General features: G+C 72.0%; 10 protein-coding genes. 2 read left to right on the top strand and 8 right to left on the bottom strand.

What is annotated here, in order from left to right; all coding sequences use genetic code 11:
- Positions 1-6: 6 nt before the first annotated feature.
- The 5 genes from ABIA38_RS22775 to ABIA38_RS22755 form a co-directional block, all read right to left on the bottom strand.
- Positions 7-465, bottom strand: coding sequence for a DUF6299 family protein (locus ABIA38_RS22775; protein ID WP_424640826.1), 459 nt, complete (start codon positions 463-465; stop codon positions 7-9).
- Between the two features lie 139 nt (positions 466-604).
- Positions 605-2,392 carry an LCP family protein gene (locus tag ABIA38_RS22770; protein ID WP_424640615.1) on the bottom strand — a complete coding sequence of 596 codons (1,788 nt, stop codon included), beginning with the start codon at positions 2,390-2,392 and terminating at the stop codon, positions 605-607.
- Between the two features lie 381 nt (positions 2,393-2,773).
- The gene (locus tag ABIA38_RS22765; RefSeq protein ID WP_424640614.1) at positions 2,774-4,360 is read right to left on the bottom strand and encodes an LCP family protein; all 1,587 of its coding nucleotides are present in this window, start codon (positions 4,358-4,360) and stop codon (positions 2,774-2,776) included.
- Between the two features lie 81 nt (positions 4,361-4,441).
- Positions 4,442-6,436, bottom strand: a complete 1,995-nt coding sequence (locus ABIA38_RS22760; RefSeq protein WP_424640613.1) for an LCP family protein — start codon at positions 6,434-6,436, stop codon at positions 4,442-4,444.
- A 471-nt stretch (positions 6,437-6,907) separates the two neighbouring features.
- Complete coding sequence (locus ABIA38_RS22755; protein ID WP_424640612.1) at positions 6,908-7,660, bottom strand: TIGR03089 family protein; 753 nt, start codon at positions 7,658-7,660, stop codon at positions 6,908-6,910.
- Positions 7,661-7,784: 124 nt separating this feature from the next.
- On the opposite strand from ABIA38_RS22755, the gene ABIA38_RS22750 reads away from it, so the two are divergent.
- On the top strand, positions 7,785-8,924 hold the full coding sequence (locus tag ABIA38_RS22750) for a peptidoglycan recognition protein family protein (RefSeq protein ID WP_424640611.1): 1,140 nt from the start codon (positions 7,785-7,787) through the stop codon (positions 8,922-8,924).
- Positions 8,925-8,948: 24 nt separating this feature from the next.
- Here the strand turns inward: ABIA38_RS22750 and ABIA38_RS22745 are convergent, their stop codons facing one another.
- Positions 8,949-10,091 (bottom strand): glycosyltransferase family 4 protein, encoded by a 1,143-nt coding sequence (locus ABIA38_RS22745; RefSeq protein ID WP_424640610.1) that lies wholly within the window; start codon positions 10,089-10,091, stop codon positions 8,949-8,951.
- A gap of 82 nt (positions 10,092-10,173) precedes the next feature.
- Between ABIA38_RS22745 and ABIA38_RS22740 the strand changes: the two genes are divergently transcribed.
- Positions 10,174-11,103 carry a DNA-3-methyladenine glycosylase family protein gene (locus tag ABIA38_RS22740; protein WP_424640609.1) on the top strand — a complete coding sequence of 310 codons (930 nt, stop codon included), beginning with the start codon at positions 10,174-10,176 and terminating at the stop codon, positions 11,101-11,103.
- Positions 11,104-11,220: 117 nt separating this feature from the next.
- Here ABIA38_RS22740 and ABIA38_RS22735 read toward each other — a convergent pair whose 3' ends face one another.
- Positions 11,221-12,555, bottom strand: a complete 1,335-nt coding sequence (locus ABIA38_RS22735; protein WP_424640608.1) for a coenzyme F420-0:L-glutamate ligase — start codon at positions 12,553-12,555, stop codon at positions 11,221-11,223.
- Positions 12,555-13,517: a 2-phospho-L-lactate transferase gene (cofD, locus tag ABIA38_RS22730; RefSeq protein WP_424640607.1), complete on the bottom strand. Its 963-nt coding sequence runs from the start codon at positions 13,515-13,517 to the stop codon at positions 12,555-12,557. Before cofD ends, ABIA38_RS22735 begins: the two co-directional genes overlap by 1 nt.
- Positions 13,518-14,024 lie beyond the last annotated feature (507 nt).

Here is a 14,024-nt window from a genome sequence, read left to right as displayed (position 1 = left end):
GGGCGACTACGCCTGCTTGATCTCCACGTCGTGGGAGTCGGTCGCGAGGACGTGGGTCGCCACCGGGACCAGCCCGTCCCGGGCCTGTAGTTCGAGCATGGAGGCGTCCCCGGTCGCGGTTCCCGGAAGGAACGGGATGGACTGCTTCTCACCGGTGCGCCACGCGTGCTCGTTGCCGTCGCAGGTGGCCACGGTGCCGGTCATCGCGGCATGGTGCGCGGCCTGATCGACACTGCCACCGACCAACACCCGTCCGGTATGTACGGGGGCACACCGATAGGTTCCGGAAACCGTGAGCGTTCCGTCCCCCGCCGCCCACACGGTCGAATCGATGGAAACCCGATCACCCGCGACCCGCCCCGAATCGGGCGAGACCGGATGCGCTTGGGCGGCACCGGGGGCACCCGCGAGCACCAGGCCGGCAAACCCGGCCGACAGGGCCAAGGCCGTACGTCCGACAGTCATCGTCATGCCGACGCCAACGATCCCCCGGCCGAAAGGTTCCGCCCACAAGTGCGAGTGGGGGAACGCCCGTCGGCCGATCCCCGGCCGACCTCCGCGACGAGGGTGCGGCCGGCCGGGTGGTGGGTCGACGGTTGTTCGGTCAGCGGCTCTTCTTCGGCGCGCAGACATTCTTGTCGGCCGTTTCCAGGTCGATGTTCTTCGGCGGATCGGTGGGTGCGGTTGCCGTGTTCGGGGGAGCCGTGGCCGGGTAGTCCTTGCCGATCAGGAGTTCGAAGCGGGTCACCGTCGTGGACGTGCTCTCGATCAGGGCGCCGTCGGCCAAGCCCGTTGCGGCGGCCAGGGCCTTGGCGGCGTCCAGGCGGCCCTTCGGGTAGGTGATCGTGCTGGTCGCGTGGGTCTTTCCGTCCCTGGCGTTGCCCGCGCTCACCGCGACGAACTTGCGGCCCACCAGGTCGGCGGTGATCTCGTTGGCCCGCTTGCTCACGCCGCTGCCGTTGCGTACGTCGACCTTGACCGTGGCCGGGTCGATCTTCGGCGGCTCGGGCGTCGTGGCCGCCGGCGGGGGTTGCTCGGCCGCGGGCTTGTCGTCCTTGGTGAGCGGGGTGTCGGTGCGCAACATCGCCATCAGATTGTTCGCCTCGGGCTGCTTGGGCTGCACCTTCGACTTGGCCATCGGCGGGTATTCCTCGATCGGCAGCGTGGTGAACGCCATCCGCTTCTCCGGGACCTTCTTCAGCTGGTTGCCCAGCGAGATCAGCTTGTTCACCCCGCCCAGGCCGTTGTCCACGGTCAGCGACTCCACCGCGATGTTGGCGATCCGGAACATGCCCTCGACGTTGGTCAGCGACGCGCTGCTCTTGAGCTTGCGGGTGAGCGACATGAGGAAGGCCTTCTGCGCCTTGATCCGCGCCAGGTCGCTGCCGTCGCCGAAGGCGTGCCGGGCGCGCAGGAACTTGAGCGCGGTCTCGCCGCTGAGGTTCTGGTTGCCCGCGTCGAGCTTGAGGTCCGTGCCGCCGCCCTGGTTCGGCAGGACCGGGTCGTTGATCGGCTCCGAGATGCACATGTCCACGCCGTCGACGGCGTCGGTCATCTTCTTCACGCCGGTGAAGTCGATCATGATGTAGTGGTCGACCTGGACCCCGAGCATGCGGTCCACCGTGGACACCGTGCACGGCGGACCGCCGTTGGTCAGGCTCTCGTTGAACGATTGCGGGCCTTTGGACGGAGGATACGTTTTTCCATCCACGACGCACTTGGGTATCTGCACCATGGTGTCGCGCGGGATGCTGACCAGCGTCGCATTGCTGCGGTCGGCCGATACGTGCATCAGGATCGTGACGTCGGCCAGGCCCTCGGTGTGTTCGGCCGCGCCGTACTGCTTGCCCAGACCCTTACGGCTGTCATTGCCGATCAGCACTATGTTCAGCGGCTTGCGCCCGAACTCGTCCTCCTCGGCCTTGGGTACACCCTCGCTGCCCGCGTTGCGCGCGGTGGTGGTTATCTTGCTGTCCAGATACTTGAGGTACCCGTACGCACTGCCCGCCAGCACCACGAGCAGGCCGACCACCGAGATCGCGATCCACTTGAGGCGCTTCTTCACCTTGCTCTTCGGGCGGTTCGCCGCGTCGCCCCTGCCCTTGCCCGAGGTGCCGTTCCGGGCGCCCGCCCGCCCGGCCGGAGCGGCATCGGCCCGCTCGCCGCGGCGTGTTCGGGAGTCGTCGTCCCGACCCGAGGCCGCGGCCACCGCCGACGGACGGCGCCCCTCGGCGTCGCCCGCCCGCCCGCGCGGCCGGGCCGCCCCGGGGACGTCGGCACCGGTGGCACCGGTCGCAGCGCCCGCGCCGGCGGCGGAGCCCGGTGCCCGCAGCTCGAAGCTGCCGGTGTCCGGGTTCATCACCCACATGTCCGCGACATCCGCGTCGTCCATGCCGCCCAGGGGATCGTTGTCCCCGGACCCGCCACGGTGCGGCCCGTTCCCTCTGTTCACGCCGAGATTCCCTCCGGCTTTGCCCGCCGCACGGTCCCCCCGGCTGTGCGCGGTCCTCATGGGCGACACCGGGACTCCGGAGTCGTCCGCACGGAACCCGACGGTGTTACGTGATGGTCGGTTTGGAAGCAGCCACCCTAACCGGCGAGATTCCGCCATGGTCACGGAGACTGCGAAGTCCTGACACCCGGATCGGCGGAAAAGGTACGAACCCCGGTCCGAGTTTTCCTGATCCTTCGTCAGCGGGTGGGCCGAGGGGGTCGCGGACGGGTGCTCTCGCATCCGTCCCGCCGCGAACTCCTCGGTCGAATCGCCTTGGTACTACTGCTTCTTGCGCGGTGAGGCGCACTTCGTGTCGTCGGCCGTCCGCAGGTTCAGGTCGGCGGCCTTGGGCGGTTCCGGCGGCGCCCGGTCGGGGCCGGCGGTCGTGGTGCTCCCGGGGGCGCCGGTGCCGGTGCCGCCGTCGGGCAGATCCGCGCCGATCAACACCTTGATCGTGGTGTCGCCCGGCCGAGCCTGCTCCAGGGCGGTCTCCGGCAGGCTCAGCGCCGTGGCGATCGCCTTGGCCTGATCCTGCTTGCCGTCGGGATAGGTGATCCGACTGTTCGCGTGTTCCCGGCCGTCCGGCATGCTCGCGCCCGAAGTGGCCTGGAAACCCTGCTGCTTGAGTGCCTCGACCACCGGGGTGAGCCGCTTCCTGGTGTTGCCGGAGTCCACCGTCACGCTGATCTGCGCCGCATCGCTCGGCGCGATCGTCCGCGGTGCCGCGGGCGGCGTCGTGCTCACCGGCGCGACCGGCGGCGCACCGGCGGGATCGCCGCCGGTCAACGGCCGGTCCGCGCGGATCGTGGCCCACAGGTTGTCCGCGGCCGGCCGCTGGGGCTGGACCTGATCGGGGGCCGGTCGGTAGGTCTCGGTCGGCAGCGTGGCGAAGGCCATCCGCTTCTCCGGCACCTTCTTGATCTCGTCGGCCAGGTCGATCAGCTTGTCCACGCCCGCGAGGTCGTTGTCCACGGTCAGCGCACCCACCGCGCTGTTCGCGATCCGGAACAGGCCGTCCACGTTGGTGAGTTTCGCGTTGTTCTTCAGCTCGCGGGCCAGCGACCCCAGGAAGACCTTCTGCGCCTCGATCCGGGCCAGGTCGCTGCCGTCGCCGAACGCGTGCCGGGCGCGCAGGAATTGCAGCGCGTCGTCACCACCGAGGTTGTTCGGTCCGGCCGGCAGGTCCAGGCCGGTACCGCCGCGCGAGCCGGACAACACCGGGTCGTGGATCGGCGCGTCGAGGCAGATCGGCACGCCGCCGACCGCGTCGGTCAGATTCCGCACGCCCTTGAAGTCGACCTCGATGTAGTGGTCGATGCGGACCTGGAGCATCCGGTCCACGGTGGCCACCGTGCACGACGCGCCGATGCTGCGGAAGCTGTCGTTGAACTGGCCGAACCGGGCCTCGGTGACCTTCTTGTCGTTGCCCTTGCCGATCTCGCAGCGCGGGATGTCGACCATCGTGTCCCGGGGGATGTTCACCAGCGTGGCGTTGGAGCGGTCGGCGGACAGGTGCATCAGGATCGCCACGTCGGCGAGCCCCTCGTGCCCCTCGTCGCCGTAGCGCCGGCCCTCGCCGATCCGGCTGTCGTTGCCGATCAGCAGGATGTTCATCGGACTTCGGCCCTGCGCGTCCTTCGGGGCCGCCGGTGGTCGGCCGGCCCTGTCCGCGGTGATCTGGGTGTGGTGCAGCTTGCCGTTCAGGTACTGGATGTACCCGTAGGCGCTGCCGGCCAGGATCACCAGGACGCCGACCACGGAGATCGCGACCCATTTGAGCCGCTTCCGCACAGTGCTCTTGCTGCGTATGCCCCGTTCGTCGGGGGCCGCAGGCTCCCCGACCCCGGTATCCGCGTCCGTGCCCATGTGTCGAATCCCCTTCGGCGACCTGCCGGGACCGCCGTCCATCGGCGGCGGCCCGGCCCTCCCTGCTGCGGTGTCGCTGAATCAGCCCGCGCACACGTCCTGTTCCGCGGTGCGTCCCGAGACGGTGACGAGCGCGCTCGGGTCCGCGGCCGAGATCGGCTTGGTCGCCGGGGTGCCGCCGTCGGTGGACGTGGGGTCGCCGGTGGAAGTCGACGAGGGTGTGGGGGAGTCGGCCGGATCGGGGCCAGCGGCCGGCGGGGTGGTCTTCGGCTTCCCGGTGCCCGAGGTCGGCGAGGTCGGTGCGGTCGGCGTGGCCGGCTGCTCGATCCGCACGTCGCCGTTGTTCTCGAACCCGTTCTCGTCCTTGCCGGCCGCCGCCGGGCCGACCGCGACCCGGTCCAGGCGGATCGCCTCGAACAGCCGGTCCGCCTTGGGCTGGACCAGCTCGTCGCGGTCGGTGTTGAACCGGTACGGCTGCCGGGGCACGGTCAGGAACGCGACCTTGTCGTTCGGGATGCCCTTGACGCTGTCGGACAGGTCCATCAGCTCCTTGAGCGAGTCCAGCCCCGGGTCGGCGGTGATCGACCGGGTTCCGGCGTCGAGGAGGTTGTACAACTTCCACGGCTGGGTCAGCATGTCGCCGACCTTGACCTTCTTGACGAGCGCGGCCAGAAAACGCTGCTGCCGGGTCATCCGCTGGGTGTCGCTGCCGTCGTCGATGTTCTTGCGGGCACGCACGTAGCCGAGCGCGTGCTCGCCGTCGAGCTTCTGCTTGCCGGCCGGCAGGTCGATCTTGGCGGCGGTGTCGTGCAGCGGCTTGCTCAGGCACACCTCGACGCCGTCCACCGCGTTGACCATGTCCTTGAAGCCGGAGAAGTCGACCGTGATGTGGTGGTCGACGCGCACCTTCGTCATCTGCTCGATGGTCTTGATCGCGCAGGCCGCGCCGCCGACCTCGAACGAGGAGTTGAACTGGTCGCGGAACGCGCGCGCCTTGCTGCCGTCCGGGCGTACGCAGGAGGGGATGTCGACCATCAGGTCGCGCGGGATGCTGACCGCCACCGAGCTCTTCCGGTCGGCGGCCAGGTGCAACAGGATCGTGGTGTCGGAGCGCGCGGTGCCCTCGCCGACATCGCCGTACGCCTTGTTGGCGCCGCTGCGGTCGTCCGAGCCGATCAGCAGGATGTTGGTCGCGTTGTGCACCACGACCGGTGGGCGTTCCTGCTCCGGGCCCAGCTTCGCGGTCAGGTCCTCGGTGGTGATGTTGCCGTCCAGCTTGCGGTAGAGCGTGTAGACCACGACGCTGCCGGCCACCACGCACAGCGTGACGCCGACGGCGACGCCGATCAGCACCCGCTTGTATATTCGCCGCCGCCGATCCCGCCGCGACAACCGATCCGGCGCCGCATCCGGGCCGGCGGCGGCCATCGCGGCCACGGCGGCGGCGAGCGGCTCGGCGGGGACCGCGTCGGCCTGCGCGACGTTGCCCGACTCGACCGGAACCGCGCCACTTTGCTCGGGTACGACGGCCCGACTCGCGTCGGCGGCCTCCTCCTGCTCGGCCGCAATGTCGGCCTCGCTCGGCTGCGCGTCGGTGGCCTGACCGGCCTCGCCCGGTGCGGCCTCGACCACATCGGCGCTTTCCACCTCGCCCCGCGCGGCCTCGACGGCGGCGGCCTGTTCGGCCTTGCCGGCCTGGCCTGCCCCGGTCCCCCCGGCCTCGCCCGGCTCGGCCTCGGCCGCAGCGGCCACGCCGCCCTCGCTCGGCTGCGCGTCGGCCGCCTCGCCCGGCTCGGCCTCGCCTGCCCCGTCCGGTCCGGGCTCGGCGTCGGCCGCCGCCACCCGCTCGGCCGAAGGTGTCGCGTCGCCGTCTGCCACGACCCCGTCGGCCGCCGCCGGTTCGGCCGCAGCCCCGGGCGTCCCGGGCCCCGCCGCGGCCGGGTCCGCCGTCGGTTTCGGCTGCGCCGGCGGGGGTGTTGTCGGTATCTCGGGGTCGGTCGGGGCGTCGGGCGTCGTTTCCGGGCTCGCGTCCCGACCGGGTTCGGCCTGCTTGCCGGCCCGTTCGTTGTCACTCACGTCGTGTCTGCTTCTTTCCCCAAGGCGCCCAACGCTGATCAAGAGCGACGAACCGCGCGTGGGGCGGCCGTTGTTCTGTTAGACGTGCCGCCACTTCAGCGAGTTGCGTACCCCGTCGCCCGTGTGACACAGGTCACCTGGTGGGGCGGCAACAGGACGTGGCGGAGCGGGCCGCACATCGGCGAGCACGCTACCGTGCGCGACCCCCGGATCGACCCCGGAGGTGGGGCGTCTCACCACGAATGGGATGACACGCCGTCAGTTCGCCGTGCAGATGTCCTGATCCCCGTCCCGAGTCTGCGCCCGGACCGGCGCTTTGGCCGATTCGCTCGCTCCGCCGCCGGCCGGCGACCCCACGACGCCCGCAGCCGCCGCGACCCCACTCGGCCGGCGCGTCGGTGTAACGGGCACCACGGGCACGGCACCACTACGGGCGGTCGGGCCCACGAGAGCGCAGCGTGCCCCGTCTTGTCATGGGCCGGCCGGCGGACGGGTGACGGCGCGGGTGACCCGCTCTGCCTCGATGCGCCGCTCCAGGAGGGATTCGTCCAGGTGACGGCATACGACGACGGGTACGGACGCGGCCAGCGGCGCGAGCAGGCCCGCGCGCAATCCACCCGATCGGGCGAAGCTCAACGAGGTGAGCACCCGGTCGCCCGGCACCAGATTCCACTCCCGGGCAGCGGCCTCGCCCCGCGCGGCCAGTTCGCCGGCGGTATACGTGCGTCCGTCCTCCGCCAGCGCGACCGCGTCCGCCGGCACCGGGCCGTCGGGGACGAACCGGTCGCCGTGCCCGGCCACTTCGGCCGCGTAGTCCAGGAACCCGGCGGGCGGCGTGGGGAAGCGCCCGCCCATCGGCCGCAGTGCCAGGGCGACCCGCTCGCCGGGGCAGGTCGCCGCGCGCTCGAGGGTGTCCGGCCCCGACACCACCACATCGGCGCCGGCGGGATCCCCGTCGAAGGTCACCACCAGGCCCAACGACCAGGCCGCGAGCAGCCACACCTGGGTCTGCCAGTGCGCGGGCAGCAGCAGCGACACCCGCGCGCCGGGCTCCACCGCCAGGTCGTCGCGCAGCAGATTCGCGGTCTTGGCGACCCAGTTGTCGAACGTCGCGACGGACAACTCGACGCGCTCGCCGGTGGCATCGTCGTAGAAGGTGGTGAACGGCCGCGCGGAGTCGGCGGCGAGCGCGGAGCGCAACTGATCGACCGGGGTGCTGAGCATGCGTTCAGCCTACCGAGCGGGCGAACCGCTGGGGCAAATGGGTGTAATTACCGTAATTAGTACGAAAATCATTGAGGGGTGGGCACGCGTAGGGCTTGACCGCCGCACCATGGAGGGTCCGCCCGTGTACACCAGAATTGCGCTGTCGATCGCCGCCCTCGCCGTACCCGCCGTGCTCGCCGGCCCACCCGCGCAGGCCGATTCGCGACCGAGCACCCCCGGTTCCACGGTCACCCTCCCGCTGGCCGGCATCGAACAGGCGCCCGACGCGGGCGCGCCGCGCGCGGGCCGGACCGAGGTACTCACCGCCCAACGCCGCACCGCCGGCTACTCGTTGCTCGGCGTCACCTGGGCCGATCCGGACGCGGGCGAGCGGGTCGTGGTGCACGCGCGGACCCGTACCGGCGGAGTGTGGAGCCCGTGGCGCGCGCTGCACTCCGAGGGGGAGGACCTCGGCGACGGCGCGAGCCGGACCCGAGGCGGCACCGAACCGTTCTGGGCGGGCCGCTCCGACGGCGTGCAGATCCGGGTCGGCGTGCTCACCGGCGCGGCGCCGCGCGACCTGCGCGCCGAACTGATCGACCCCGGCGAGTCGATCGCCGATCGCCTGCCGCCCGGCCCGGCCCGGGCGCCGCGCGCCGAGGCCCGCGCGGCCGACGGCCGGGTGGTCGCGCCGAAGATCGTCGCGCGCCGGGACTGGGGCGCCGACGAATCGCTGCGGGACGAGAAGTTCAAGTACACCAACACCGTGCGGGCCGCATTCGTCCACCACACCGCCGACGGCAACGACTTCACGTGTGAGGACTCGCCCAAGGTGCTCCGGTCGATCTACCGCTACCACGTCAAGAGCAACGGCTGGGCCGACGTGGGCTACAACTTCCTGGTGGACAAGTGCGGCACCATCTTCGAGGGCCGCGCCGGCGGCGTCGACAAGCCGGTCCTGGGCGCGCATACGCTCGGCTTCAATACGGACAGCATGGGCGTGGCCGCGATGGGCACCTACACCTCCGCCGAGCCGCCCGCGCGGATGTTGATCGCCATCTCCACGGTGCTCGCCTGGAAGCTGGGTACCCACGGCCGCGACCCCCGCGGCCGGGTCACGCTGACCTCGTCGGACAGCGGCAGCCGCTACGCCAGGGGCTCGACCCATACGTTCGACGTGATCTCCGGCCACCGGGACGCGTTCAACACCGAGTGCCCCGGCCAGGCCCTCTACGACCTGCTGCCCGCGATCCGTACCGACGTGGCCATCCGGCTCGGCTGACCCGGCGCGGCGACCGCGCCCGGCTCAGGGCCGCTTGTCGACGATCTCCCGGAGCCGGTCCACCAGCGGCTCGACCACCGCCTCCGGGACGAAGCGCTCGCGCGCGAGGGCGACCGCCGCCGCGCGCAGCCGGGTCGCCTCCGGCGGATGCTGGGCCAACCGGCGCAGCGCGTCGGCCAGCGCGTCGGAATCGCCCGCCGGGACGAACAACCCGGCCGCGCCCAGCAGTCGGCGCTGCGGCGCGGTGTCCGAGGTGAGCACCGCACAACCGGCCGCGGCGCCCTGGAAGACCTTGTTCGGCACCAGTCGCAGGGCCTTGGCGCCGGTGCCGAACACCCCCAGGCACACGTCGTGGGCCGCGACCAGGCGCGGCAGTTCGGCCTCCGGCACCCAGGTCCGCCAGGTCACCCGGGGCGCGTTCGGCCCGACCAGATCCCGGGTCCGCTGCGCCTGCAGGCCGCGGCCGATCATCGTCACCGTGATCGGGTAGCCGTCCAGCCGACTCAGCGCGGCGCCGATCACCGGTGCGCCCTGCACGGGGGAGTAGAGACCGAACGAGATCACCCGCAGGTCGGTGGGCTCGACGCCGTCCGTCGGCTCGGCCGCCTCCGCCGGCGCGGCGCCCTTGCGGCCCGCGTCGAACCACACCGACGAGGCGCCGATCGGCACGACCACGGCCCGGTCGCGTTGCTGCGGCGCCAGGACCCGGCGATGCTCCTCGGTGTCCACGAGCACCAGGCGCGCCGCCGCGATCGCGGCCTGCTCGATCCGGTCGACCTTGCGCAACTCGGCCTGCGCGGCCTGGCCCAGTCGGTCGGCGACGTCGTCCACACTCTCCAGATGGTCGAGCACGAGCGGTACGTGCGGGAACAGCCGACGGGCGATCTGGATGTCGAGCCGGCCCTGATACCCGACGATCACCACGTCCGGACGCGGCGCGCGGCGGGCCTTGGCGACCAGCTCCGCGATGCACCGCGCGTGTCGGATGCGCTGACGCGGGATGCCCGGATGCACCGAGGGCGGCGGGACCATCGGGCCGGCGTCCATGTGACCCAGCGGAACATTGCAGGTCACCACCTCGATGCCGTGGCGCCGTAAGCCCTCGATGAGGATTCCCACCCGGGGGTGGACGGTCGTGTCATACGTGCCGAACGCCATCACCCGCATAGCTGAAGTCTGCTCTGCGCACATCGGCACAAAACCGGGAAGGTACCGTGGCGGTCCGAACCCGGATCGCGAGGAGAGCCCGTTGCCCCCGAGTGCCCGCCGGCGCGTATGGCGACCGGGCTTCGCGCTCGACCTGCGACTGACCGCCGGCCAACTGCGGCGCGGGCACAGCGACCCGACCTACCACGCGGGCACCGACGGCTCGGTGTGGCGTACCTCGCGCACCCCCGAGGGGCCCTGCACCCTGCGGCTGATCGACCGGCCGGCGGCCGGCGAGATCGAGGCGAGCGCATGGGGGCCCGGCGCCGGGTGGCAGTTGGACGCACTGCCCACGCTGCTCGGCGCCGAGGACGACCCGGGCGCCTTCGTCGCCCACCACCCGATCGTCCGCGACGCCGAACGCCGCTTCGTGGGCCTGCGGATGCCGCGCACCACACTCGTCCTGGCCGCCCTGGTGCCCTCGATCCTGGAACAGAAGGTCACCACGATCGAGGCCCGCCGGGCGTACCGGCTCCTGCTGGCCAAGTACGGCGAGGCGCCGCCCGGTCCCGCGCCGGCCGGCCTGCGCGTGGTGCCCGACGCCCGTACCTGGGCGCTGATCCCCTCCTGGGACTGGGCCCGCGCCGGCGTGGACGGCCGCCGCTCCCGAACGGTGATCGAGGCGACCCGGGTGGCGAGCCGCCTGGAGGCCACGGCGGCGGTCGCCAACCCCGAGGCGGCCCGCCTGCTGCGCCTGGTCCCCGGAATCGGCGCCTGGACCGCCGCCGAAACCATGCAGCGCTCCCACGGCGACCCGGACGCGCTGTCGGTGGGCGACCTGCACCTGCCCAAAACCATCGGCCACGCCTTGACCGGAAAGCCGGCAGACGACCGGGAAATGCTCGAACTCCTGTCCTGCTACGGGGGAAACCGCCACCGAGCAGCCTTGCTGATCCGCATGACGGCGCCGAGGACCCCGCGCAAAGCGCCGCGCTACGCCCCGCGTCCCCACTTCACGGGACGGACCTTGTAGGGCCGTCGGCAAGGCCAAGGGGCCGGACCAGCCGGCCCCGAGGCCTCTGAAACCGCAACATCCGCACCGGAAGCAACGGGTGGAGCGGGCGGGTACACCTCTCGGAACGCCTTGGCTTCAGCGCACGACAACCACGTCGTCGACGGACCGCGGCGGTCGCGACCGAGGCTCCGCCGCCGCGTGCCCCACGGCGACCGCGCCCATCGGATCCCACTGCGCCGGAAGCGCCAGGACGGACCGGACCACGTCCGGGCAGAACATCGTCGAGGAAACCCACGCCGACCCCAGCCCCTCCGAGGTCAACGCGATCAACAGGTTCTGCACCGCGGCCCCCGCCGAGACCGTGAACATCTCCCGCTCCGCGCGAGTGCGCACCGGATCCGGATACGGGTGCGCCCCCTCGGTCACCAGACACGGCACCACCAGAAAGGGCGCGCCCCGCAACACATCGCCCCGCCGTACCCGCCGCTCGATCCGCTCCTCGGCCAACCCGTCCGCACGCAGATCCGCCACCCACGCCGACCGCATCGCGTCGAGCAGCGAGGTCCGCGCCGCCGCGCTCTCCAGGAGTACGAACCGCCAGGGCACCGTGTGGTGCGGCGCCGGTGCGGTTATCGCCGCGCCGACCGCCCGCCGAACCGCCTCCGGATCCACCGCCTCGTCGGTGAACGAACGCACCGTCCGCCGCGCGGCGATCGCGTTCCGCGCCCCTTCGCCGAGCGCCTCGCTGGTCCCGAGCCGGAACATGTCGTCCTCGGCCCCGCGCACCAGCGGCCGTACGCCCGCGCCGTCCGGGTCGGTGACCAGATGCCCGAGGCCGCGCACGACCGCCACCGGGACCGCGCCCGCCTTGCCCTTGACCAGCTCGCCCGCGCCCGCGAGTTCGTCGACCACGGCGGTCATCGTCACCGCGAGCCGGTTGCCGTGCGTGTCGGTCCGGCCCCGGTGGTCGTCCACCGCGTCCAGCCCCGCCACGCCGATCGCCACATCGGTGACCCCGGTGCGCCAGGGCCGCCCGAAGGTGTCCGACACGACGATGCCCACCCGTACGCCGACCAGTTCGGCCAACTCCGCGCGCAGCCGCCGGGCGGACGCGTCCGAGTCCTCCGGGAGCAGCAACAGCGTGCCGGGCTCGGTGTTCGAGGCGTCCACGCCGGCCGCCGCCATCACGAAGCCGTGCCGGGTCTGCACGATCCGGGTCGCTCCCTTGCGGGCGACCACGCGGATCGCCTCGGCGTCGATCACCTTCTCCCGATCGACCCCGCGCAGCAGTTGCCCCTCGGCCTTGCTGAGGATCTTCGAGGTCACCACGAGCACGTCGCCGTCGAGCAGCCCGGGCCCTTCCGGCCCCGCCGCCGCGTCGGCGATCAGCCGAGCCAGGTCGGCGCCCTCGCCGATCTCCGGCAGGCCGGGCACCCCGTATACCGAATAGCCACGCGGTGGGGCGCCCATCAGCGCACCTCTTCCGCGAGCGCGAGCGCGGCGCGGGCCATCTCGGCGGTGGCCTCGACGTCGGTCATCAGCAACGGGATCGCCCGGCACGGGATGCCGGCCGCCTCGACGGCGAGCACCGCCTCGGCGTCCGCGGTGTCCACCAACCAGCCGTCGAGCAGGCCCGGTCCGTAGTGCTGCGCGACGGCCGCCGCGCTCGTCTCCACGCCGACCGCCTCCAGGACCCGGTCGGCCATGCCGCGCACCGGCGCGCCGCCGATGATCGGCGACAACCCGATCACCGGCGCCTCGGCGGCGACCAGGGCCTCCCGGATGCCCGGCACACCCAGGATGGTGCCGATGCTGACCACCGGATTGGACGGCGGGAACAGGATCAGGTCGGCCTCGGCGATCGCGTCGAGCACGCCCGGGGCGGGCTTGGCCGTCTCGATCCCGACCGGCACGATCGCGTGTGCCGTGGGTGCGGCGCGCAGCCGTACCCAGTACTCCTGGAAGTGGATCGCCTTGCGCGACCCGGGCTTGTCGGGGTCGTCGACGACCACGTGCGTCTCCACGCGGTCGTCGCTCATCGGGACGAGCCGGACGCCGGGCTGCCACCGCGCGCACAGCGCCTCGGTGACCGCCGAGAGCGGGTAGCCGGCGGCGAGCATCTGGGTCCGCACGATGTGCGTCGCGTAGTCCCGGTCGCCGAGCCCGAACCAGGTCGGCTCGACGCCGTACGCGGCCATCTCCTCGCGAATGCTCCAGGACTCGGCGCGGCGGCCCCAGCCCTGCTCCTCGTTGATGCCGTCGCCGAGCGTGTACATGACGGTGTCGAGGTCCGGGCACACCTTGAGCCCGAACAGGTGGATGTCGTCCCCGGTGTTGCCGACGACGGTGATCTCCGCTTCCGGAACGGCCGCCTTGAGACCCCGCAGGAACCGGGCCCCACCGATGCCGCCGGCAAGTACAACGATGCGCATGGGGATCAGTCTCGCAGCTGCTCTATTGGGCGGCTTCGCTGCCGGCTCGCGAGATACCGCTTTTTTGCTCCCCCGCTTCGCTCCTCCGCAAAAAAGTGGCACCTCGCTCGGGACGGCGTGTCCCTCCGCTTCGCTCCGGGCCACACCGTCCGAACTTGCGGCTCCGCCGCTCTCCGCGCTTCGCACGTCGATCACTTGGGCGGGCTCATCTCGTGGGCGCTGACGCGCCGGGGGTGGGGGCCGTCGGTGGCCTGCGGTCGATGGGCAGCCGGGGTGGGGAGCGTGCATCGCGGGTGCGGCGAGGTGTGTCGGGTCATGCCGTAGCCGAGGGCGTTGACGCGCCGGGTCGTGGCGTCCGTCGGCGACTCGGGGGAGAGTCTGCGCCGGATTCGCAGTCGGCTCGGGGAGGTCCGAATCGCGGGCGAGGTGTGGTGAGTCGGGCTGTGTCGTAGCCGCTGTCGGGCCGGGGAGGGTGGGTCGTGGTCCGGGCCGGAGTGACGGGGACGG

The sequence above is a fragment of the Embleya sp. AB8 genome (genome assembly GCF_049739465.1).
Classification (GTDB): Bacteria; Actinomycetota; Actinomycetes; order Streptomycetales; family Streptomycetaceae; genus Embleya.
This window is presented reverse-complemented; position numbering and strand designations above follow the sequence as displayed.

Excerpts from the sequence above, each read along its gene's own strand:
- ABIA38_RS22755 (WP_424640612.1), bottom strand. The coding sequence starts at position 7,660 with ATGCTCAGCACCCCGGTCGATCAGTTGCGCTCCGCGCTCGCCGCCGAC.
- cofD (WP_424640607.1), bottom strand. The coding sequence starts at position 13,517 with ATGCGCATCGTTGTACTTGCCGGCGGCATCGGTGGGGCCCGGTTCCTG.
- ABIA38_RS22770 (WP_424640615.1), bottom strand. The coding sequence starts at position 2,392 with ATGGACGACGCGGATGTCGCGGACATGTGGGTGATGAACCCGGACACC.
- ABIA38_RS22765 (WP_424640614.1), bottom strand. The coding sequence starts at position 4,360 with ATGGGCACGGACGCGGATACCGGGGTCGGGGAGCCTGCGGCCCCCGAC.
- ABIA38_RS22735 (WP_424640608.1), bottom strand. The coding sequence starts at position 12,555 with ATGGGCGCCCCACCGCGTGGCTATTCGGTATACGGGGTGCCCGGCCTG.
- ABIA38_RS22745 (WP_424640610.1), bottom strand. The coding sequence starts at position 10,091 with ATGCGGGTGATGGCGTTCGGCACGTATGACACGACCGTCCACCCCCGG.
- ABIA38_RS22775 (WP_424640826.1), bottom strand. The coding sequence starts at position 465 with ATGACTGTCGGACGTACGGCCTTGGCCCTGTCGGCCGGGTTTGCCGGC.